Genomic DNA, 22,894 nt, shown 5'->3' with positions numbered 1-22,894 from the left:
GCGCCCGCCCCGGGGTCAGAGCCCTTTCCTGCGGAAAGGGATCCGACCCCACCCCGGCAGATCCACGCCCTGCGTGGATGCCCCGAACCCCACCTAAAGTCCCCCGCCGCGGGGCCGATATCGAGGCTGACACCGGGACTACCGGCCGAACCAGGACCCTCGATGAACGACAAGACCAGCTCCACCGCCAGCGCCGGTGGCGAATTCCTCAGCTTCACCCTCGGCGCCGAGCACTACGGCGTTGACATCCTCAAGGTGCAGGAAATCCGCGGCTACGACGCGGTCACCCGCGTGCCCGATGCCCCGGATTACATCAAGGGCGTGATCAACCTGCGCGGCACCATCGTGCCGGTCATCGACCTGCGCCTGAAGCTGCGCCTGGAGAACGCGCGCTACGACGCCTTCACCGTGATGATCGTGCTGAACGTGGAAGACCGCGTGGTCGGCATCGTGGTGGACAGCGTCTCCGACGTCATCCCGCTGGCCGCCGAGCAGATCCGCCCGACCCCGGAATTCGGCGCCGCCGTGGACACCCGCTTCATTTCCGGCATCGGCACCCAGGACGACCGCATGCTCATCCTGCTGGACATCGAAACCCTGCTCGACAGCGCCGACATGGGCCAGGCGGCCCTGCTGGAAGACGCTGCCGCCTGAGCAGGCGGACATTTTTCACACTTCGACAAAGGTCCCCTTCAGTTCCCCGTCAGCTTGCCGATAGGGGGACAGAAGCCGGGTGCGCAGGAGCGCATCAGCCCGGATCGACCGTCCACACCATCCCCGGAGAATCACCTCGATGAAGTCCCTGCTTGTGTTCGTTTCGGCTGCCCTGCTGGCCACCACTGCTGCTTCTGCCTTCGCCCAGTCGGCCGACATGATTCCGCCGGAACTGGCCCCGCGCCAGGTCGGCAAGGACGGCATGGTCTGCGGCAAGGTGGAAAAGGCCCGCTTCGCCGAAGGTTCCGAAGGCCAGCCGACCTTCCTGTACATGGGCGGCGCCTTCCCGCGCCACACCTTCTCGGCACGCATCGCCGGCGAAAACCGCGGCAAGTTCAACTTCCCGCTGGAATCGCTGGAAGGCAAGACCGTCTGCGTGATCGGCAAGATCCAGCGCGACGCCTCGCGCGCTGAGATCGAAGTCAGCTCGCCGTCCAGCCTGAAGCTGGCCAACATCAAGTAATCCGCTGTCCGTCCTGCCACGCCGGCCATCGGTCGGCGTGGTTGCTGCAAGCGGGCCCGATGCCCGCGCGCGTCTGCCTATGGAGATCGCAACGCCCATGCCGTGGATCAACAATCTGAAACTGATGCCGAAGCTCATGCTGACCTTCGGTGTCCTCCTGCTGGTGATGCTGCTGCAGGGCATCGTCGCCTATCGCGGCCTGCACTCGCTCAACAATGTCACCACCGAGCTGGCCGGCACGCGCATGGAGAGCATCCGCCTGGCCGGCGAGATGCGCGGCATGATCGGCGAAATCCGCAACTCCGAATACCAGCAGCTGGTGCGCGCCAGCGCCGAAGTGAAGGCCGAAGCCCATGGGCGCGTGGCCGAGCTGCGCACCAACCTGGACAAGGCGATCAAGACCTACCCCGGGCTGATCGACAATCCGCAGCAGAAGAAGCTGTTCGAAACGTTCGCCAACGACTGGAAGGACGCCCTGACGTCCTACGACAGCGTGGCTGAAATGCTCGAGCTGGACCTGCCGGACGACGCCATCGATACCTTCGTCGGCGAAACCCGCACCAAGCACCGCAAGGCCACCGCCTCGCTGGAAGCGCTGATTGCCGAAGACAACCGCCTGGCCCGCGCCGCCCGCGAAGAGGCATCAAGCACCTATTCGGCCTCGGCCGTACTGACCGTCATCGCCCTGCTGGGTGGCGCCGCACTGGGCCTGGTCCTGGTCTGGCTGTTCGCCCGTGCCCTGGTGGGCAGCGTGCGTGGTGCCGTCTCGGTCGCCAACGACGTGGCCGGGGGCAAGCTCGATGGCCATATCGATGTCAGCCGCCAGGACGAAGTGGGCGAGCTGATGCAGGCCATGCAGCGCATGCAGCGCGACCTGCGCGAGCGCATCGAGACCGATGCCGCCGTGGCCCGCGAGAACCTGCGTATCCGTACCGCCCTGGATTACAGCTCCACCGGCGTGTACCTGACCGACCCGAACAACACCATCGTCTACAGCAACCGCGCCCTGCAGCAGACCCTGTCGCAGTACCAGGACGAGCTGCGCCGCGACCTGCCCGACTTCGATGCCCAGGCGTCGCTGATCGGCAAGCCGGTGACCGTGCTGGAACACCGCGGCGAAATGGACCACACCCTGCTGGCCAACCTGAAGCAGCACGGCGTAGCCCGTCGCCCGATGCAGTACGGGGATGCGCAGTTCGCCCAGGTGGTGTCGACCATCCGTAACGAAGACGGCGACACCGTCGGCTACGTGGTGGAGTGGCGCGACCGCACCCAGGAATCGCAGGTGGAAGCCGAAGTGGCGCGCGTCATCGCCCAGGCCGCCGCCGGCGACCTGTCCGGCCGCATCGACGCCGACGGCAAGGAAGGCTTCTTCCTGCAGCTGGCCCAGCAGATCAACGGCCTGCTGGACGCCAACGCCGGCAGCATCGAGCAGATTTCCGGCCTGCTCGCCGCCCTGTCGCAGGGCGACCTGACCGTGCGCATGCATGGCGATTACCAGGGCGTGTTCGCCCGCATGCGTGACGATGCCAACGCCACGGCCGCGCAGCTGAGCGAAATCGTCACCCGCATCAAGCAGTCCAGCCGTGCGATCAGCTCGGCCGCCGGCGAAATCGCCTCGGGCAACAGCGACCTGTCGCGCCGTACCGAACAGCAGGCCGCCAACCTGGAAGAAACTGCCGCGTCGATGGAGGAACTGACCTCCACCGTGCGCCAGAATGCCGAACACGCCCGCCAGGCCAACCAGCTGGCCATCGGCGCACACGGCGTGGCCTCGCAGGGCGGTGAAGTGGTCGGCCAGGTGGTCACCACCATGTCGGCCATCGAAGCGTCTTCGAAGAAGATCGCAGAGATCATCAGCGTGATTGATGGCATCGCCTTCCAGACCAACATCCTGGCACTGAACGCTGCGGTGGAAGCCGCGCGTGCCGGTGAACAGGGCCGTGGCTTTGCCGTGGTCGCCAGCGAAGTGCGCACCCTGGCCCAGCGCTCGGCGGCTGCCGCCAAGGAGATCAAGGGCCTGATCGATGACTCGGTCGGCAAGGTCAGCGACGGCTCGGCACTGGTGCACAAGGCCGGCGCCACCATGGGCGAGATCGTCGCCTCGGTGCAGCGCGTGACCGACATCATGGCCGAGATTTCCGCGGCCTCGCAGGAACAGAGCGCGGGAATCGAGCAGGTCAACCAGACCGTGGTGCAGATGGACGAAACCACCCAGCAGAACGCCGCGCTGGTGGAAGAAGCCACCGCTGCCGCCCGTGCCATGGAAGAACAGGCCGGCCACCTGAGCGAAGCTGTCTCGATCTTCGTGCTGGACGAAGTCGAAGCCGTGGTCGCCCCGCGCGCCCCGGCACCGCGTGCAGCAGCGCCGGCCGCACCGGTCGCAGCCGCCGCACCGGCCCGTCGCAGCACCGGCGGTCGCCCGATGGCCACCGAACTGGCAGACGGCGACTGGCAGGAGTTCTGATCCCTGCCCGGGGTCGGATCCCTTTTCCAAAGGAAAAGGGCTCTGACCCCCAGCCTTCCGAAGACGCCCTGGCCCGTGCCGGGGCGTTTTCGTTTCCGGGGTATCCATAGATCCAGCCAACGGCGAAGCCCCTCGGGGTGGACGCTCTTGTGCTGGGTTTCGTGGGGTGGCCGGGTGGGTGGGCCGCGCAGGGGACGCTGCAAGTACGTCCTTGTAAGCTCGTAGGCGCCATCCATGGCGCCTGCGCCCCTGCGCGACCCACCCACCCGGCCTCGGACAGTTCCCTGCGCGTCCACCCCGGATTGAAGAAAGAAGAGCAACAGCAACAGCTGCACGCTGCGGGCCCTCTACGGGGTCGGATCCCTTTTCCAAAGGAAAAGGGCTCTGACCCCCAGCCTTCCGAAGACGCCCTGGCCCGTGCCGGGGCGTTTTCGTTTCCGGGGTATCCATAGATCCAGCCAACGGCGAAGCCCCTCGGGGTGGACGCTCTTGTGCTGGGTTTCGTGGGGTGGCCGGGTGGGTGGGCCGCGCAGGGGACGCTGCAAGTACGTCCTTGTAAGCTCGTAGGCGCCATCCATGGCGCCTGCGTCCCTGCGCGACCCACCCACCCGGCCTCGGACAGTTCCCTGCGCGTCCACCCCGGATTGATGAAAGAAGAGCAACAGCAACAGCTGCACGCTGCGGGCCCTCTACGGGGTCGGATCCCTTTTCCAAAGGAAAAGGGCTCTGACCCCAATTCCCCACCCGATAACACCAAACGCTCTTGCCGTCCGCCGCCGCGATGCATGAAGAGGCGGGTCGGGGTGGGCAGGCGGGACCGCAGGCGCCAAGGGCCCGAGGCATGCCTCGGGCGGGTTGGGCAGGACGCCCAACCCCGGTCTTGCCGTGTGCGCAGGAAAGCGCACACGAGCAAGGCGCCTACGCGCTACATGGACGTATTCACCGCGTGTCCCGCCTGCCCACCCCGGCCCGCCTCCCTCGATGGAAACGAACAGCCGACCAAGCGCTGTTGCTGTTGCTGTTGCTGTTGACCTGGCTCCAAAGAAGCCTGCCGCAGGCAGCGCCGAAGCCGCCGCCGCAGGAAAACCTGAATACGCCTATAGCGCCACCCTCAAATCTCCGCGCCCCCGGCCGATAACCGTTCTGTCACGGCCGGTCGCGCCGTCACCGGTACTGGCGCCGCCCGCCCGTCTCGACCTGGTCCCGCTTCATGAACCTCCTGCATCGCTGGCAACACTACTTCAGCAACCTCTCCGTCCGGCGCAAGCTCAACCTGCTTACGCTGATGATCGCGATCGGCGTGATCGCGCTGTCGGTGATCGCCGCCCGCATGCAGTACCTGGACCTGACCGAAACGCGCAAGGACGCCCTGCGCACCCAGGTCGAACTGACCTACGGCGTGCTGGACCACTACAAGCGCCTGGCCGGCACCGGCGAACTGACCGAAGCAGCCGCCAAGGCCGCCGCGCTGCAGGCGCTGGAAGTCATGCGCGCCAACAACGATGCCGACTACTACAACGTGCTGGACACCCAGTACCGCGTGCTCATGCACCCGTTCGCGCCCAAGCGCGTAGGCACCGTGCAGAAGGATTACACCTCCGATGACGGCGTGCCGATCTACTACCTGCAGGTCGGCATGGCCCGCCTCGGCGGCGGCTACACCTACTACCAGACCACCAAGCCCGGCAAGGAAGGCCTGATCGACAAGATCACCTACGCCGGCATGTACGAACCGTGGAAGTGGGTGGTCACCACCGGCGTCTACATGGACGACGTGCAGCGCGACGCCTGGGCCTTCACCGGCATCATGGCGCTGTCCGGCGGCCTGCTGGTGCTGATCGTGCTGGGCCTGAGCTGGATCATCGGCAACCGCATCGCCCTGCCGCTGAAGCAGGCCACCGCCGTCGCCGAAGGCATCGCACGCGGGAAGCTGGACAGCCACATCGGCCCACAGCCGCACGACGAACCGGGCCGCCTGCTCGAATCGATGTCGCGCATGCAGCAGCAGCTGCACGCGGTCATCACCGCCCAGCGCGAGATGGCCCGCCGCCACGATGGCGGTGAGCTCAGCTACCGCATCGACGCCGCCGCCTTCCCCGGCGAATACGGTCTGATGGTGCAGGAAACCAATACCCTGGTCGGCAGCCACGTGCAGACCCTGCACGATGTGCTGGACGTGGTGCAGCAGTACGCCGTGGGCGACCTCAGCCGCGACGTGGCGCGCTACCCCGGCGAAAAGGCCGCCATGACCACCACTGTCGATACGGTCAAGGCCAACCTGGGCCGCATCAACGCCGAAATCAAGCAGTTGGCCGCCGCGGCCGCCGCCGGCGATTTCAGCCAGCGCGGCGACGCCCAGCGCTTCAATCACGATTTCCGCGTGATGCTGGAAAACCTCAACGCCATGATGGCGGTCAGCGATGACAACCTGGGCAAGCTCTCGCAGCTGCTGTCGGCCATCGCCGAAGGCGACCTGACCACCCGCATGCACGGCGACTACCAGGGCGTGTTCGCTCGCATGCGCGACGATGCCAACAGCACCGTTGCCCAGCTGACCCAGATCGTCGGCCAGATCCAGGCCAGCACCTCCAGCATCACCCTGGCCGCCGGCGAAATCGCCTCGGGCAACAGCGATCTGTCGCGCCGTACCGAACAGCAGGCCGCCAACCTGGAAGAAACCGCCGCCTCGATGGAGGAACTGACCTCCACCGTGCGCCAGAATGCCGAACACGCCCGCCAGGCCAACCAGCTGGCCATCGGCGCACACGGCGTCGCCTCGCAGGGCGGTGAAGTGGTCGGCCAGGTGGTCACCACCATGTCGGCCATCGAAGCCTCGTCGAAGAAGATCGCAGAGATCATCAGCGTGATCGATGGCATCGCCTTCCAGACCAACATCCTGGCGCTGAACGCTGCGGTGGAAGCCGCGCGTGCCGGCGAACAGGGCCGTGGCTTTGCCGTGGTCGCCAGCGAAGTGCGTACCCTGGCGCAGCGCTCGGCTGCAGCGGCCAAGGAGATCAAGGGCCTGATCGACGACTCGGTCGGCAAGGTCAACGAAGGCTCGGCACTGGTCCACCAGGCCGGCGCGACCATGGGCGAGATCGTCGCCTCGGTGCAGCGCGTGACCGACATCATGGCCGAGATTTCCGCGGCCTCGCAGGAACAGAGCGCCGGCATCGAACAGGTCAACCAGACCGTGGTGCAGATGGACGAAACCACCCAGCAGAACGCCGCGCTGGTGGAAGAAGCCACCGCTGCCGCGCGCGCCATGGAAGACCAGGCCGCACAGCTGGCCGATGCGGTGGCCATCTTCCGGCTGGACAACCAGGTGTCGGCAGCGGTGAAGGCTGTGGCCGCCCGCGTCGCCCCGCCCGCACACGCCATTGTCCGCGCCCCTGCCCGCCCGCAGGCCGTGCGCACCGCGGCACCGCGCACGCCTTCCAGCCCGGTCGCTTCCAGCGACGGTGACTGGCAGGAATTCTGATCCCCCGCGGCGGCTTCGGCCGCCGCCCACCCGATGGACACCTCCCCCGTGCAGAGCCCAACCCCCATCGTGACCGGCCCCCGCGAATTCGAGTTCGCCGACCGTGATTTCCGCCGCGTCTGCGACCTGATCTACCAGCGCGTAGGCATCGCCCTGGCCCCCGCCAAGCGGGACATGGTCTACGGGCGCCTGTCGCGGCGCCTGCGCGCGCTGGGCATGCGCAGCTTCCAGCAGTACCTGGACCATCTGGAACAGGGCGAGGGCGAGGAATGGCAGGCGTTCACCAACGCGCTCACTACCAACCTCACCTCGTTCTTCCGCGAGCCGCACCACTTCGACAAGCTGCGCGAAGAACTGCAGAAGCGCACCGGCCGCGGTCCGCTGCTGCTGTGGTCGTGCGCGGCATCCACCGGTGAAGAGCCCTACTCCATGGCGATCACCGCGTGCGAGGCTTTCGGTACGCTGAAGCCGCCGGTGCGCATCATCGCCACCGACGTGGACACCCAGGTGCTGGCCACCGCCGGCCGCGGCGTCTACAACATCGACCGCGTGGCCAGCCTGGACCCGGACCTGCGCCGTCGCTACTTCCAGCGCGGCAGCGGCCCCAACGAAGGCCAGTGCCGGGTGCTGCCGGCCCTGCGCGAGCTGATTGAATACCGCCCGCTGAACCTGCTGGCACCGCGCTACGACGTGGGCGGTCCGTTCGACGCATTGTTCTGCCGCAACGTGATGATCTACTTCGACAAGCCGACCCAGCGCGCCATCCTGGGCCGGCTGGTGAACCATCTGGCCGACGATGGCCTGCTCTACACCGGGCATTCGGAAAACTATCTGCACGCGGCCGACCTGATCCAGCCGTGCGGCCGCACGCTGTACCGACGCGCACAGGGAGCCGGCGCATGAATGCATCACTGCGCACCGACGATGTGATGCGCTACCAGGACGCACGCTTCAAGACCGTGGCGGCCAAGCTGCTGCCCACCCAGTACCTGGTGGTGGACGACACCACCGCTCTGACCACCACGCTGGGCTCCTGCGTGGCCGCCTGCCTGCGCGATCCGGTGCTGAAGATCGGCGGCATGAACCACTTCCTGCTGCCCGAAGGCAACGCCGGCGATGGCGCCCCCGCACGCTATGGCAGCTACGCCATGGAACTGCTGATCAACGACATGCTCAAGCGCGGCGCCCACCGCAAGCGCATCGAAGCCAAGGTGTTCGGCGGCGCCAATGTGCTGAAGGGCTTTACCAGCAACCCGGTCGGCACCCGCAACGCCGAGTTCGTGCGCCAGTACCTGCAGGCCGAACACATTCCGATCATTGCCGAAGACCTGTGCGGCATCCATCCACGCAAGATCTGGTTCTTCGCCGATACCGGCCGCGTGGTGGTGCAGCGCCTGCCGCACGCGCACGAGGCCGAAGTGGCCGCTACCGAATCGGCCGTGCGTGCCCGCCTGTCCAAGGCCCCGGTCACCGGCGGCGTGGAGCTGTTCGAATGAACGGGCCTGGCAACGCCCCCTGCCGGGTACTGATCGTCGACGACTCTGCCGTGGTCCGGCAGATGCTCACCGAAATCCTGTCCAGCGACCCCGGCATCGACGTGGTCGGCACTGCCGCCGACCCGTTGCTGGCGCGCGAGAAGATCAAGCGCCTGGCCCCGGATGTGATCACCCTGGACGTGGAAATGCCACGCATGGACGGCCTGGCGTTCCTGGAAAACCTGATGCGCCTGCATCCGTTGCCGGTGGTGATGATTTCCTCGCTGACCGAGCGCGGCGCCGACACCACGCTGCAGGCGCTTGCACTGGGCGCGGTGGATTTCGTTTCAAAGCCCAAGCTTGACGTGGCCCGCGGGCTGCAGGGCTACGCCGAAGAGATCATCGGCAAGGTCAAGATGGCCGCGCGTTCGCGGGTGCGACCGCTGGTGCGTGCGTCGGCGCCGAAGGTGCTGCTGGACGCGGCACCGTCGCTGCGCCCGGCCGCACCGCAGTTCCGTACCACCGACCGGCTGATTGCCATCGGCTCCTCGGCCGGCGGCACCGAAGCGCTGCGCGTGGTACTGGAAGGCATGCCCGCCGATGCCCCGGCCGTGGTGATGACCCAGCACCTGCCGGCCAGCTTCAGCACGGCCTTCGCCGAACGCCTGGACCGCCATTCGGCCATGGCTGTGCGCGAAGCCAGCGATGGCGAGGCCGTGCTGCCGGGCCATGCCTACCTGCCGCCCGGCGGCAAGCACCTGCGCATCATCCGCGACGGCGCCCGCTGGCGCTGCCGCATCGACGACGGCCCGGCAGTGAACCGGCACAAGCCGGCCGTGGACGTGCTGTTCCGCTCGGTCGCGCAGAGCGCCGGTGGCAATGCCATCGGTGCCATCCTCACCGGCATGGGTGACGATGGCGCGCGCGGCCTGCTGGAAATGCGCCAGGCCGGCGCGCCCACGCTGGTGCAGGACGAGGCCACCAGCGTGGTCTGGGGCATGCCCGGCGCAGCGTTCAAGCTGGGCGCCGCCGAAGAGCAGGTGCCGCTGGAGCGCATCGCCGAACGCCTGCTGGCGCTGGCCCGCGGCTGAGCCCGCAGGGCACCGCCGCGTTTCGCCGACGAATTCATACGCCGGCCCCGGAAGGGGCGGCGTGGCTGTTTCTGCTGTTCAAGGAGCTTGACCATGGCCGTGCGCCGCTTCCCCACCCCGATCCCACTGCTGGCCACCGCGCTGTTGGCCCCGCTTGCGGCAGCTGCGGCCGCCGAACCCACCCCGCCGCAGGCACCGACCACTGCTTCGCCCGCCACCGCCGGTGCCGACGCGTGGAGCGAACGCGTGCAGATCCTCAGCGGTCCGGATACCGCCGCCAAGCCGCTGCACGCGCCGGACGTGGCGCTGCGCATCGTCACTCCCGACGACAGCGAGGCGCTGACGCCGAAGGGACTGTCCCTGCTGTTCAGTGGCAACGAGCCCGACTACATCCGGCGCAACCAGCTGCCCGGCAGCATCATCGAAGGCCAGGCCAGCCCGGCCATCACGCTGATGCCGAACGTGGCCAAGGCCCTGGTGGGCGGCTATTTCCGCTACGCCCCCGACGCACTGCCGACCCAGACCAGCACCCTGCGCTTCAATGCCGAAACCTGGGCGCTGGTACACCAGGGCAACACCCGCAAGGATCCGCTGTACCGCCTCAACCACACCAGCACCATCCAGCAGCGCCGCGCCGATGGCAGCCTGGCCGAAATCATCCGCTGCAGCGACAGCGACGAGCGCGCGACGTTGGGCACCTGGCAGGCCAACGACTACGCCCGGCTGAAGAGCGCCGCGCAGATGATCACCATGAAGTGCATCGAAAAGCTGATCAAGCGCATTCCGGCCATGTACCCGCGCCCGTTGGCGGCTGAGGATCTCAGCGCCTACGCCGATGGCGTCGTGCCGCCGGCACGGGTGCGCGTGTACGCCGATTTCGGCCGGACCACCACCCTGCTTACCGATGCGTCGTGCCGCGACGACTACCGCGACCGCATCGACGTCAAGTACAACAATGCCGGTGACAAGGGCCTGCTCGGCATTCCCAGCACCGAAGCCCTGCGCAGCAAGCAGAACCAGCGGTTCTCCACGCTCAGCTATCAGGAGTACGAAGTGCCCGGTGGCAAGCCGCTGATCTTCGAGGCGGCCTTTGATCCCAAGAGCGGCCTGTACTGCACGGGCACGCTGTCCGGCCAGTTCGTGGCCAAACCTGGCCAGGACTATGAAGTGGAGTTTGAAGTGGCCGACAAGATGTGCCGGCTGCATGTCCGCCAGGTCCACGCCGATGGCAGCGTGACGCCGCAGCAGGCCCGACCGACCCCCACCATCTGCGAGCGCACGCGTGCGCCGGTGCGCGTCGAACCGCGACAGGAGATGCAGGTCCTGCTGTTCAGTCCCGGCCAGCTGCAGATCCAGGACGCGAGCCAAGGCAGCGCCGCGCAGCAGCTGCCTGACGAAGCAGGCAGCAGCGAGGCCCTGCAGCAGATGCTGCAGCAGGCCAGCAGCACCCCCGGCACCCGCCTGTGCGTGGTAGCGCCCTCATCCGACTACAGCAGTGTCCTGCACGATGCCGTGCGCGAACGGGTGCTGGACGCGCCGCAGGTGCTGCCCAGCCTGTGGGAAGAAGCCGCGTCGGTGAACCTGCGCCGTGGTGCCGCCGCCGATGCGCCATTGGACATCGCCGCGGCGGTCGAGCGCTGCAAGGCCTTCCCGGTCAAGGAGTTCGCTGGGCAGTAAGCCGCAGCGCGCCCGTTCCGCTTATCCAAGGAGTATCACCATGGCAGTACGCCCCGCTTGTCTCACCGCCGCAATCGCCGCCAGCTTGCTGCTGGCCGCGTCGGCCCATGCCAGCGACCCAGCACCCGCGTCCGGCACTGCCGCGGCAACCACCCTCGTGGCGACGCCCGAACCCGCGGCCGAGCCGGCAACCGAGGCCATGCCGGAACCGGCAGCCGAGGCCGTTGCTGCGCCGGTTGGGGCCCCCGTGATGGACTACAGCAGCCTGCGGCGCATCAAGATCACCTCCGGGCTGGGCACCGGGCCCGACGGCAATCGCTACGGCGATCCGGCCCTGCGCCTGGTGATGCGCGGTGACACCGCTGGGGCAACCGCCGCCAAGGTCGGTCTGTTTGCGTTGGGCACGTTGGCCGGCATCGGCGGCCAGACCAGCACCTTCAGCAAGAACAACGTGCGCGGCGACAGCATCGGTGCCGTGCCCAGCCCCGCGTTCGGGCTGTTGCCGGCCATGATCCGCGAACAGCTGGCGATCTACTTCGCCGCCCATCCCGGCGCCATTCCCAGCGACGAGCGTACCGTCGAAGCCAGCGCCGGCCAGTGGTCGCTGGTGTACCAGAAGCTCGGTGATGCAGACACGCCCTACGAGCTGCGCCACGACGCAACGATCGGCTTCCCGGTGGTGCGCAGGCTGTTCCGCAGCGCAAGTGGCGGCCAGGGCGTGCACTGCCAGGACGAGGCACAGGTGGCCCCGCTGCAGGAATGGCAGGCCGACGACTATGCCAAGGCCAAGGCCGCCTCGCGCGACTTCGCCGAGGCCTGCATCGCCCGCTTCGTCGCCGAACTGCCGCGCCTGTTCCCCGACCATGGCGTGTTGCCGGAGACCGCCGCAGAACCGGAGCCGCCGGCAGACGCACCGGCGGTGGCCGAAGACGCGACCGCCGTTACCCAGGCCTGACCCCAGCCCAGGGTCGGACCCCTTGCCTCAGGCAAGGGCTCTGACCCCGGACGCATCGCGCGCATCCCCACCCACGCGTGGCGTGGATCTACTCGCCCCAGTACAACCGCATCGGATTGTCCACCAGCAGCCTGCGCTGCAACTCGGGCGTCGGTGCGATGTGCGGAATCACGTCCACCAGGTGGCCGTCGTCGGGCATGTGGTCCTTCATGTTCGGGTGCGGCCAGTCGGTCCCCCACAGCACCCGGTCCGGGAACTGCTGCACCAGGTGCCGGGCGAATGGCACCACATCGGCATACCCGGGCGGCCCAATCCGTGACAGCCGCTCGGGGCAGCTGACCTTGCTCCACACGTTGCCGTGCTCGGCCATCAATCGCACGAAGCGCTGGAACTCGGGCCCGTCCAGCGGCTGGCTCACGTCCGGGCGGCCCATGTGGTCCACCACCACGGTGGTCGGCAACGTGGTGAAGAACTTCCAGCGCTCGGCCAGATCGGCCGCTTCGAAGTACACCACCACGTGCCAGCCCAGCGGCGCGATGCGATCGATGATCGCGTGGTAATAGGCGTCGGGCTTCGGATCGACCAGACGGCGCACGAAGTTGAAGCGCACGCCCCGCACCCCAGCCGCATGCAGCTGCTGCAGCTCTTCATCGCTGACGGTATCGCGCACGGTCGCCACACCCCGGGCAAGGCCGCCGCTGGCCTGCAGCGCGTCCACCAAGGCGCGGTTGTCGGCACCATGGCAGGTGGCCTGCACGATTACGTTGCGGCTGAAGCCCAGGAAATCGCGCAACGCGAACAGCTGCGCCTTGCCGGCGTCGCAAGGGGTGTACTTGCGCTCGGGCGCATATGGAAACACATCGCCCGGACCGAACACATGGCAGTGCGCATCCACCGCACCGGGCGGCGGCAGGAAATTTGGGCGGCTCGGGTAGGCACAGTAATCCAGCCAGTCGGCATCCTTCTGGAAGGCGGCCATCACAGCCCCCTGGCCTTCAGCTGGGCATCCAGCCGCGGGTAGACACGGCGCGCATTGCCTTCGAAGACCTTGTAGCGGTCGCCGTCGGACAGCGCCAGGGCATCGATGTAGCGGCGGGTGTCATCGAAGAAGTGACCCGTCTGCGGGTCGATGCCGCGCACGGCGCCCACCATTTCCGAACCGAACAGGATGTTGTCGATGTCGATCACCTCGAACAGCAGGTCGATGCCGGGTTGGTGGTACACGCAGGTATCGAAGTAGACGTTTCGCATCACATGCTCAGCCAGCGGCGGCTTGCCCAGCATGTCCGCCAGGCCACGGAAGCGCCCCCAATGGTACGGCACCGCACCACCGCCATGCGGAATGATGAAGCGCAGCGTGGGGAAGTCACGGAACAGGTCGCCCTGCAGGAACTGCATGAAGGCCGTGGTATCGGCGTTCAGGTAGTGCGCGCCGGTGGCATGGAAGTTGGCGTTGCAGCTGCCCGACACATGCACCATGGCCGGCACGTCCAGCTCCACCATCTTCTCGAAGAACGGGTACCAGGAGCGGTCGGTCAGCGGCAGGCCATCCCAGTGGCCACCGGACGGATCCGGGTTCAGATTGCAGCCGACGAAACCAAGTTCGTTCACGCAGCGCTCCAGCTCGGCCACCGCATGGGCGATCGGCACGCCCGGCGACTGCGGCAGCTGGCATACGCCGATGAACTGCTCGGGATACAGCTGCACCACCCGCGCGATCAGGTCATTGCAGTGCCGCGTCCATTCGGAACTCACCTGCTCATCGCCGATGTGGTGCGCCATGGTGCTGGCACGCGGCGAGAAGATGGTCATGTCCGCGCCACGCTCGCGCAGCAGGCGCAGCTGGTTGGCCTCCACACTGTCGCGCAGTTCATCGTCGCTGATGGTGGGATAGACCGCCGCCGGCAGCGAGCGATCGTTGTAGTGGGCCACCTGCGCCTTGCGGAACGCATCGTGGCCGGTCGGGGCCGTGGTGTAGTGGCCGTGGCAGTCGATGATCATGGGGGATCTCCTGGGGCGATGGATCACCAGCCAAACAGCTGGGCGAAATGCACATCCACGCGCAGGCCAACAATCAGCGCATCGGGAATGTTGGTGGTACGCGTGGGCGCATAGATCGGGTCGGGGTTGATGACGTACTGCAGGTTCGGCATCAGGCGGATGCCTTTCTTCACCGCCCAGCCGTAGCTGAGTTCGGTGATGATTTCATCGGCATGCGGCGCGCCCGTGCCGCCATGGCGGCTGCGGCGATCACGCAGGAAACCGATCTGTTCGTCGCTGAAGTGGGTGTTGGACACGAACAGGGCCAGGGTGTCCTGGTCGCGGCTGGCAAACGTGCCGGTCTTGACGAAGCCGGCCGACACGAAATGGTCGACCGGCGCCTCGTTGCCGGTGTTGAGGTAGACACGCCCGAACACCGCCAGGTTGCGCTTGCCCTCGCCGCGCCACACGGTCTGGTCGGCCATCGCGTACCAGCCCATGCGTGCGCCGTCCTGCGCCGCGGTCGGCTTGCCGGTCAGCGCCGCCGAGTTGCCGTTGGCATCGAAGTACGGGCTCTTGCCACCATCGCTGTTGCGGTACATGCCCAGCCGGTACGTGCGCGGCAGGCGATCGTTGGCGAAGCTGGTCTGGTAGCCCACTTCGTAGGCACTGATCGTGCCGGTGCCCTCGCCCACCGAAAAATCCAGGCCGTTCTTGCCGGCCTCGTTCAGCGTGTTGTTGTAATCGAACACGCCGGCCTGGGCATACCAGCGATCATCCACGTCGTAGCGCACGATGCCCGCCCACGAAGAGTTCGGGTAGGCGGTGATGCCGAGGTCAGTGATCGCACCGTACGGGGTCAGGCACATCGCATTGCTCATGAACACGCAGTTGAGTGGCGAGTTGTTGAAGTAGCTGTTCACCGGCGCGCGGCCTGCAGTGATGCTCAACCCGTTGTCGAAGCGGTGGCGCAGGGTCAGCCGGGTCAGGCGGCCGCCGGCCACCGGCCGCCAGGTCTGCTGAGCGCTGATCGAATTGCCGATCTTCTCGCGCGCCAGATTGCGCCCGGCAAACCAGGCCCACTGAGCATCGACCTCGGTGCCGTGTACGCCGAACAGTTTGTCCAGGTCGAACTTCGATTGGGCCATCACCCAGTACGAACCTTCGGTGCCCTGTTCGACACCGCCCACCGGGTTGTGGGCTACGTTGCCGACCAGGTCCAGGGTCAGGTCGATACCCTCGGGCACGCTGCGGTCAGCGGCGAAGGCCGGCGCGGCCAACACACTGGCCAGCAGCAGGTACAGCGGGGTGCGCAGGAACTGCGACATGTTCTCTCCCTTCCCGGCGCCGCCGGCGCCAGGTCGTTGCATTCAATGGAGGCCCCGCGCGGTGGCCGTCAGGGCTCAGGCCATTGCCTCAGGCGGGCTGTGCGCCCAGCAGACGCTGGCGCGTGCGGCGGGTGCCGATCTGCGCCGCCATGGTCTTCTCATCCAGCTTGCCTTCCCACTTGGCGATCACCAGCACCGCAATCGCGTTGCCGATCAGGTTCACGAAGGTCAGCCCCTCGGCCAGGATGCGGTGGATGCCCAGGATCAGGGCAATACTGGCCACCGGAATGGTGCCGGTGGTGCCAAGGGTGGCGGCCAGCACCACGAACGCCGCGCCGGCCACGCCTGCCGCGCCCTTGGAGGTCAGCAGCAGCACGGCGATCAGGCCCAGCTGGTGCCACACGGTCAGTTCGGTATTGGTGGCCTGGGCCAGGAAGATCGCCACCGTGGTCAGGTACAGGCAGGTGCCGTCCAGGTTGAACGAGTAGCCGGCGGGAATCACGAAACCGACCACCCCTTCCTCGCAGCCCAGCTTCTTCATCTTCTCGATCAGGCGCGGCAGCACGGTCTCGGTGCTGGTGGTGGCCGCCACGATGATGATCTCGTCGCGCAGGTAGCCCAGCAGGCGCCACAGGCTGGCCCCGGTCCACCAGCACACGGTGCCAAGCACCAGTACGGTGAACAGCCCGCAGACCACGAAGAACTCGATGATCAGCTCGCCCAGTGACAGCAGCGAGGCGGCACCGAACTGGCCCACGGTGAAGGCGATGGCGCCGAACGCACCGATGGGCGCCACATACATGATGTAGCCGATGATCTTGAACATCGCGCCGGAGGCACTCTCGATCACGTCCATCACCGGCTTGCCGCGTTCACCGACGGCGGCCAGGGCCACGCCGAACAGCACCGCCACGAACAGCACCTGCAGCACATGTGCTTCGGTGAAGGCACTGACCAGCGTATTGGGGATGATGGCCATGATGTAGGCCACGATCGACTGGTCGTGAGCGGTGTGCACATAGCCCTGGATGCTGGCCATGTCGATGGTCGCCGCATCGATGTTCATGCCGGCGCCGGGCTTCCACAGATCCACCGCCACCAGGCCGACGATCAGCGCGAGGATGGTGATCACCTCGAAATAGATCAGCGACTTCAGCGCCAGCCGGCCCACGCTGCGCATGTCACGCATGCCGGCGATGCCGTGCACCACGGTGACGAAGATGATCGGCCCGATCATCATCCGGATCAGCTTGATGAAGCCATCACCCAGCGGCTTCATCGCCGAACCCAGGTCCGGCTGCAGCCAGCCCAGCAACACGCCGATCACGGTGCCGGCCAGCACCTGGAACCACAACTGGCCCAATATTCCAAAGCGGCCCGGCCGCTTCCCTACCACGGTCATAACAACCCTCCCAGGTCGCAGAGAATAGAAAGGCGTTGCCTGTTCAGTCGAACAGTTCGCCGTCGAACAGCTTCCGTGCGGTGCGCAGCATCGCCGCGCGGGCCACCTGCCCGTCCTCGTTCAGTTCGATCACGCAGGCGGTTGCCCCGCTGGGGTGCTCCACCGCCAGCGTCTGTACCTGCCCGCCCGGCAAGCGGGCCAGGGCGTGGGCTGGCGAACCCGGCAACAGGCAGGCCGTGGCCACCGTCACCGCGCCCAGCACGCCGATGGAGGCGTGGCAACGGTGCGGGATGAACGAGCGCACGCAGATTGCGCCGCCGTCGGCCGGCGCTGCCACCAGCATCATCTTCGGCACCGATTTTTCGGCCACGTCGCCCAGGTTCATCTTCGGTCCCGCCTGCAGTCGGATCGCCTCCAGGCGCGCCTTCAGTGCGTCATCGGCATCCAGGGTGGCGCGGTCCTCATGCCCGTTGATGCCCAGATCCGATGCCTGCAGCACCACGCAGGGCATGCCGTTGTCGATCAGGGTCACCTGCACGCCCTCGATCACGTCCACCGCGTTGCCGGTCGGCAGCAGCGCGCCGCAGCTGGAACCGGCGGTGTCCTCGAAGGCCAGCGGCACCGGCGCGGCGGTGCCAGGCACGCCGTCGATGCGCGCGTCACCGGCATAGCTCACCCGGCCGGCGGGCGTCTGCACGCTCGCGGTGGCCAGGGTGCCGGTGTTGGCCATGAAGATGCGTACCTCGGTCACTCCATCGCGTGCCGGCACCAGCCCGCGTTCAATCGCGAACGGGCCCACGCCGGCCAGCATGTTGCCGCAGTTCTGCGCGTCGCTGACCAGCGCCTGGTCCACGAAGACCTGCAGGAACAGGTAATCCACATCGGCGTCCCCGCGCTGCGAGGGCGAGACGACCGCCACCTTGGAGGTCAGCGGGTCCCCGCCGCCCATGCCGTCGATCTGCCGCACGTCCGGTGAACCATAGGCGCGCAGCAGGAAGGCATCGCGCGCAGCGGCGTCGGCTGGCAGATCCTGGGCGAGAAAGAACCCGCCCTTGGACGTGCCGCCGCGCATCCACATCGCGCGCACGCCCTTACTCATAGCGCAGACCCTTGGCGGCCAGGCGCTCACGCATCGCGTAGATGTCCAGGCCCAGTTCGCCACGGGCCAGGCGCTCGCGCTTGTCGGCCTCGCGTGCTTCGCGCGCCTGCGCCTCGGCAGCCACCCGTGCCGCCTCGGCACGCGGCACGATGCAGACACCATCGTCGTCGGCGATCACCACGTCACCCGCATTCACCAGGGCGCCGCCACAGACCAGCGGCACGTTCACCGAACCCAGCGTTTCCTTCACCGTGCCCTGCGCATGGATCGCGCGGCTCCAGACCGGGAAGCCCATCGCGGTCAGCTCGCGCACATCGCGCACCCCGGCATCGATCACCAGGCCGCGGCAACCGCGTGCCTGCGCCGAGGTCGCAAGCAGATCGCCGAAGTAGCCATCGCTGCAGTCGCTGGTCGGTGCCACCACCAGGATGTCGCCCTCGCCAAGCTGCTCGATGGCCACGTGCATCATCCAGTTGTCGCCCGGCGGCACCGACACGGTCACCGCGCTGCCGGCGATACGCGCACCGCTGTAGATCGGGCGCAGCCGCGGGTGCAGCAGGCCGCTGCGGCCCTGCGCCTCGTGCACGGTGGCCACGCCGGCCTCGGCCAGTGACTGGATCAGCGCCGGTGCGGCGCGCTCGATGCGGGTGATGACGCGGGACATCCATCCATCCTTCGTTGGCGATGCCGCAGTCTGTTCCGCGGCTCATAGCCCCTCAAGATCGTTTTTCGTCCATGCCATTCAATCTGGTTATAGTTGTGCCATGAGCGGACTGCCCGAGCTGAACCTGAAGCACCTGCACGCGCTGCTGGCGGTGCACGCCCACGGCGGCATCAGCGCGGCGGCACCGCACATCAATGTGTCCCAGCCGGCGCTCACCCAGGCCATCGCGCGGCTGGAGCGGCAACTGGATGCGGCGCTGTTCGACCGGCAGCCCGGCGGCGTGGTCGCCACCGAGGCCACGGTACTGTTGGTGCCACGCATCGAACGCGCCCTGGCCTACCTGGCCCGCGGCGTGCGCGCCGCCCGTCGCGCCGCGCGGCTTCCGGCACTGGCCGCGGTCGAGCGCCGGCTGACCCTCAGCCAGCTGCGCGCGCTCACTGCGGTGGACAGCGCCGGCAGCTTCACCCTGGCTGCAGCGCGCGCCGGCGTCTCACAACCGGCCATGCATCGCGCCGCGCGCGATCTGGAAGCGGTGATCGAGGTCCCGCTTCTGCAGCGGCGCGGCAAGGCATTGCTGGCCACGCCGGCCGCCACCCGCCTGCTGCGCTGGGTGCGGCTGGCGCTGTCCGAACTGGCCACCGGCGTGGACGAGCTGGCCGCCCTGCGCGACCAGCATGGTGGGCGCCTGGCCATCGGGGTGATGCCGCTGGCCCGCGCACTGCTGCTGCCACAGGCACTGGCACGCTTCGCGCGGGCGTGGCCGGGCGCCACGGTGAGCGTGGTGGAAGGGCCGTTCTCGGAACTGCTGTCCGACCTGCGCCAGGGCAGTCTGGACCTGCTGGTCGGCGCCATGCGCGATCTCAGCGCGGTGCCCGACGTGGTGCAGGAAGGTCTGTTCGACGATGATCCGGTGATCGTTGGGCGCGCCGGTCATCCGCTGTCCGCACAGCAGCCGTGGCGCTTTGCGCAGCTGCTCGACTACCCCTGGGTGATCCCGGCCACCGGCGCACCGGTACGCGCACGCTGGGAACGGATGTTCCGCGACAACGGCCACGAACCGCCGGTGCTGCGCATCGAGTGTGGCTCGCTGGTGATCACTCGCGGCCTGCTGCTGGAAGACGACTGGCTGACCCTGATGTCGCGGGACCAGTTCCTGATCGAACGACAGGCCGGCCTGCTGGCCGACCTGGGCCTGGCCGGTCAGGCCCTGCGCCGCCGCATCGGCCTGACCACCCGAGCCGACTGGCACCCGACGCGGCCGCAGCAGGCCTTCCTGCAGACCTTCCGCGACGTCTGCGCCGAACGCAGCAATGACGGCCCAGACGCCTGGCCATTCCGCTACCGCTGAGGCCGCCGGGGTCAGACCCGTTTTCCGCAGGAAAACGGCTCTGACCCCAATTGAACGACCACAAAAAACCCCCGGCTCGCACCGGGGGTTCTTCGTTTACCGCATCAACCGATCAGCAGGATCAGGCAGCGACCGTCTTGGCCACGTCCTGGTACTCCTCGATCTGGTCGAAGTTCATGTAGCGGTAGATTTCCGCGCCGCTCTTGGCGATCACGCCAATATCGGCCATGTACTCTTCCTTGGTCGGGATGCGGCCCAGACGCGAGCAGATCGCGGCCAGTTCGGCCGAACCCAGGTACACGTTGGTGTTGCGGCCCAGACGGTTCGGGAAGTTGCGGGTCGAGGTCGACATCGCGGTGGAACCTTCGCGGATCTGCGCCTGGTTGCCCATGCACAGCGAGCAGCCCGGCATTTCCATGCGTGCGCCGGTGGCGCCGAAGGTGCCGTACACGCCTTCCTTGGTCAGCTCCGAAGCATCCATCTTGGTCGGCGGGGCCACCCACAGGCGGGTCGGCAGGTCACGCTTGCCGTCCAGCAGCTTGGCCGCGGCGCGGAAGTGACCGATGTTGGTCATGCACGAACCGATGAACACTTCGTCGATCTTGGCGCCGGCCACTTCGGACAGGGTCTTCACGTCGTCCGGATCGTTCGGGCAGGCCACGATCGGCTCATGGATGTCGGCCAGGTCGATCTCGATGACGGCAGCGTATTCGGCGTCGGCATCCGGCTCCAGCAGCTCCGGGTTGGCCAGCCACGCTTCCATCTTTTCGATACGGCGCTGCAGCGAACGCGGATCCTGGTAACCCTCGGCAATCATCCACTTCAGCAGGGTGATGTTGCTGGTCAGGTACTCGATGATCGGCTCCTTGTTCAGGCGCACCGAGCAACCGGCAGCCGAACGTTCGGCCGACGCATCGGACAGTTCGAAGGCCTGTTCGACCTTCAGTTCCGGCAGACCTTCGATTTCCAGGATGCGACCGGAGAAGATGTTCTTCTTGCCGGCCTTGGCCACGGTCAGCAGGCCCGACTTGATGGCGTACAGCGGAATGGCATTGACCAGGTCACGCAGGGTCACGCCCGGCTGCATCTGGCCCTTGAAACGCACCAGCACCGATTCGGGCATGTCCAGCGGCATCACGCCGGTGGCGGCGGCGAAGGCCACCAGGCCCGAGCCGGCCGGGAACGAAATGCCCACCGGGAAACGGGTGTGCGAGTCACCACCGGTACCGACGGTGTCCGGCAGCAGCATGCGGTTCAGCCAGCTGTGGATCACGCCATCGCCCGGGCGCAGCGAGATGCCGCCGCGGGTGGAGATGAACTCCGGCAGGGTGTGGTGGGTCTTCACGTCCACCGGCTTCGGGTAGGCGGCAGTGTGGCAGAACGACTGCATCACCAGGTCAGCCGAGAAGCCCAGGCAGGCCAGGTCCTTCAGCTCGTCGCGGGTCATCGGGCCGGTGGTGTCCTGCGAGCCGACCGAGGTCATCTTCGGTTCGCAGTAGGTGCCCGGGCGCATGCCCTGGCCTTCCGGCAGGCCACAGGCGCGGCCGACCATCTTCTGTGCCAGCGAGAAGCCCTTGCCGGTGTCGGCCGGCTGTACCGGCAGGCGGAACAGATCGGTCGGGGCCAGGCCCAGTGCTTCGCGCGCCTTGCCGGTCAGGCCGCGGCCGATGATCAGCGGAATGCGGCCACCGGCGCGCACTTCGTCGAACAGCACTTCGGACTTGACCTGGAATTCGGCGATCACTTCGCCGTTCTTCAGCGCCTTGCCTTCGTACGGACGCAGCTCGACCACATCGCCGTGCTCCATCTTCGACACGTCCAGCTCGATCGGCAGTGCGCCAGCATCTTCCATGGTGTTGTAGAAGATCGGGGCGATCTTCGAACCCAGGCAGACGCCACCGGCGCGCTTGTTCGGGATGAACGGAATGTCATCGCCGGTCCACCACAGCACGCTGTTGGTGGCCGACTTGCGCGAAGAACCGGTACCGACCACGTCGCCCACGTAGGCCACCAGGTGGCCCTTGTCCTTCAGGTCCAGGATCTGCTGGATCGGGCCGCGCTTGCCGTCTTCTTCCGGGGTGAACGGCGCGTCGTCGCGCTTGTTCTTCAGCATCGCCAGGGCGTGCATCGGAATGTCCGGGCGGGTGGTTGCATCCGGCGCCGGCGACAGGTCGTCGGTGTTGGTTTCGCCCGGCACCTTGAACACGGTGACGGTCAGGCTCTGCGGCACTTCCGGGTTGTTGGTGAACCACTCGGCATCGGCCCAGCTCTGCAGCACGGACTGCGCGTTGGCGTTGCCGGCCTTGGCCTTTTCCTGCACATCGTGGAAGGCATCGAAGACCAGCAGGGTCTTCTTCAGGCCGTCAGCGGCGATGGTGCCAACGCTGGCGTCGTCCAGCAGCTGCACCAGCGGGGCCACGTTGTAACCGCCCAGCATGGTGCCCAGCAGTTCGGTGGCACGCTCGCGGCTGATCAGCGGGTTCTGCTCGCTGCCCAGCGCAATGGCGGCCAGGTACGAGGCCTTGACCTTGGCAGCGTCATCCACGCCGGCCGGCACGCGGTGGGTCAGCAGGTCGAGCAGGAACTCGGCCTCGCCCTGCGGCGGGTTCTTCAGCAGTTCGATGACATCGGCCGTCTGCTGCGCGCTCAGCGGCAGCGGCGGGATGCCAAGCGCAGCGCGCTCGGCGACGTGGTGGCGGTAGGCTTCCAACATGACAACTCCCGGGTAATGCGTAGGTTGAAAAAAAGAT

General features: G+C 67.2%; 17 protein-coding genes. 10 read left to right on the top strand and 7 right to left on the bottom strand.

All coding sequences use genetic code 11. The features are described from left to right. The first annotated feature begins 162 nt into the window (after nt 1-162). The 9 genes from C1922_RS09555 to C1922_RS09515 all read left to right on the top strand — a co-directional run bounded on the left by C1922_RS09555 (nt 163) and on the right by C1922_RS09515 (nt 12,323). Entirely contained in the window at nt 163-654 is a 492-nt protein-coding gene (locus tag C1922_RS09555) for a chemotaxis protein CheW (RefSeq protein ID WP_108749534.1), read from the top strand. A 217-nt stretch (nt 655-871) separates the two neighbouring features. After that, nucleotides 872-1,177, top strand: coding sequence for a hypothetical protein (locus C1922_RS09550; protein ID WP_234412378.1), 306 nt, complete (start codon nt 872-874; stop codon nt 1,175-1,177). Nucleotides 1,178-1,274: 97 nt separating this feature from the next. After that, nucleotides 1,275-3,644, top strand: a complete 2,370-nt coding sequence (locus tag C1922_RS09545) for a methyl-accepting chemotaxis protein (RefSeq protein ID WP_108749532.1) — start codon at nt 1,275-1,277, stop codon at nt 3,642-3,644. A gap of 1,210 nt (nt 3,645-4,854) precedes the next feature. Then, a complete protein-coding gene (locus tag C1922_RS09540; RefSeq protein ID WP_108749531.1) occupies nt 4,855-7,125 on the top strand; it encodes a methyl-accepting chemotaxis protein in 2,271 nt (756 codons plus the stop codon). Nucleotides 7,126-7,158: 33 nt separating this feature from the next. After that, nucleotides 7,159-8,028: a CheR family methyltransferase gene (locus C1922_RS09535; protein WP_108749530.1), complete on the top strand. Its 870-nt coding sequence runs from the start codon at nt 7,159-7,161 to the stop codon at nt 8,026-8,028. Continuing rightward, the gene (gene cheD / locus C1922_RS09530) at nt 8,025-8,621 is read left to right on the top strand and encodes a chemoreceptor glutamine deamidase CheD (protein WP_079221788.1); all 597 of its coding nucleotides are present in this window, start codon (nt 8,025-8,027) and stop codon (nt 8,619-8,621) included. The genes C1922_RS09535 and cheD overlap by 4 nt, the downstream gene beginning before the upstream one ends. Continuing rightward, the gene (locus C1922_RS09525; protein ID WP_108749529.1) at nt 8,618-9,691 is read left to right on the top strand and encodes a chemotaxis response regulator protein-glutamate methylesterase; all 1,074 of its coding nucleotides are present in this window, start codon (nt 8,618-8,620) and stop codon (nt 9,689-9,691) included. Before cheD ends, C1922_RS09525 begins: the two co-directional genes overlap by 4 nt. Before the next feature lie 93 nt (nt 9,692-9,784). Beyond that, on the top strand, nt 9,785-11,368 hold the full coding sequence (locus C1922_RS09520) for a hypothetical protein (protein WP_108749528.1): 1,584 nt from the start codon (nt 9,785-9,787) through the stop codon (nt 11,366-11,368). Nucleotides 11,369-11,408: 40 nt separating this feature from the next. Further along, nucleotides 11,409-12,323: a hypothetical protein gene (locus C1922_RS09515; protein WP_108749527.1), complete on the top strand. Its 915-nt coding sequence runs from the start codon at nt 11,409-11,411 to the stop codon at nt 12,321-12,323. Nucleotides 12,324-12,411: 88 nt separating this feature from the next. Here C1922_RS09515 and C1922_RS09510 read toward each other — a convergent pair whose 3' ends face one another. The 6 genes from C1922_RS09510 to C1922_RS09485 all read right to left on the bottom strand — a co-directional run bounded on the left by C1922_RS09510 (nt 12,412) and on the right by C1922_RS09485 (nt 18,796). After that, entirely contained in the window at nt 12,412-13,302 is an 891-nt protein-coding gene (locus C1922_RS09510) for an amidohydrolase family protein (protein ID WP_108749526.1), read from the bottom strand. Beyond that, a complete protein-coding gene (locus C1922_RS09505) occupies nt 13,302-14,324 on the bottom strand; it encodes an amidohydrolase family protein (RefSeq protein WP_108749525.1) in 1,023 nt (340 codons plus the stop codon). Before C1922_RS09505 ends, C1922_RS09510 begins: the two co-directional genes overlap by 1 nt. Before the next feature lie 23 nt (nt 14,325-14,347). Beyond that, nucleotides 14,348-15,631, bottom strand: a complete 1,284-nt coding sequence (locus tag C1922_RS09500; protein WP_159091914.1) for a carbohydrate porin — start codon at nt 15,629-15,631, stop codon at nt 14,348-14,350. An 88-nt stretch (nt 15,632-15,719) separates the two neighbouring features. Next, the gene (gene dctA, locus C1922_RS09495) at nt 15,720-17,033 is read right to left on the bottom strand and encodes a C4-dicarboxylate transporter DctA (protein ID WP_108749523.1); all 1,314 of its coding nucleotides are present in this window, start codon (nt 17,031-17,033) and stop codon (nt 15,720-15,722) included. A 43-nt stretch (nt 17,034-17,076) separates the two neighbouring features. Further along, the gene (locus C1922_RS09490; RefSeq protein ID WP_108749522.1) at nt 17,077-18,132 is read right to left on the bottom strand and encodes a 4-oxalomesaconate tautomerase; all 1,056 of its coding nucleotides are present in this window, start codon (nt 18,130-18,132) and stop codon (nt 17,077-17,079) included. Further along, nucleotides 18,125-18,796 carry a 4-carboxy-4-hydroxy-2-oxoadipate aldolase/oxaloacetate decarboxylase gene (locus C1922_RS09485; RefSeq protein WP_108749521.1) on the bottom strand — a complete coding sequence of 224 codons (672 nt, stop codon included), beginning with the start codon at nt 18,794-18,796 and terminating at the stop codon, nt 18,125-18,127. The genes C1922_RS09490 and C1922_RS09485 overlap by 8 nt, the downstream gene beginning before the upstream one ends. A gap of 100 nt (nt 18,797-18,896) precedes the next feature. On the opposite strand from C1922_RS09485, the gene C1922_RS09480 reads away from it, so the two are divergent. Next, nucleotides 18,897-20,144: a LysR substrate-binding domain-containing protein gene (locus C1922_RS09480; protein WP_108749520.1), complete on the top strand. Its 1,248-nt coding sequence runs from the start codon at nt 18,897-18,899 to the stop codon at nt 20,142-20,144. 121 nt (nt 20,145-20,265) lie between these two features. Here C1922_RS09480 and acnB read toward each other — a convergent pair whose 3' ends face one another. Next, entirely contained in the window at nt 20,266-22,857 is a 2,592-nt protein-coding gene (acnB, locus tag C1922_RS09475; protein ID WP_108749519.1) for a bifunctional aconitate hydratase 2/2-methylisocitrate dehydratase, read from the bottom strand. Between the last annotated feature and the right edge of the window lie 37 nt (nt 22,858-22,894).

This window comes from Stenotrophomonas sp. ZAC14D2_NAIMI4_7 (assembly GCF_003086675.1).
GTDB lineage: Bacteria > Pseudomonadota > Gammaproteobacteria > Xanthomonadales > Xanthomonadaceae > Stenotrophomonas.
This window is presented reverse-complemented; position numbering and strand designations above follow the sequence as displayed.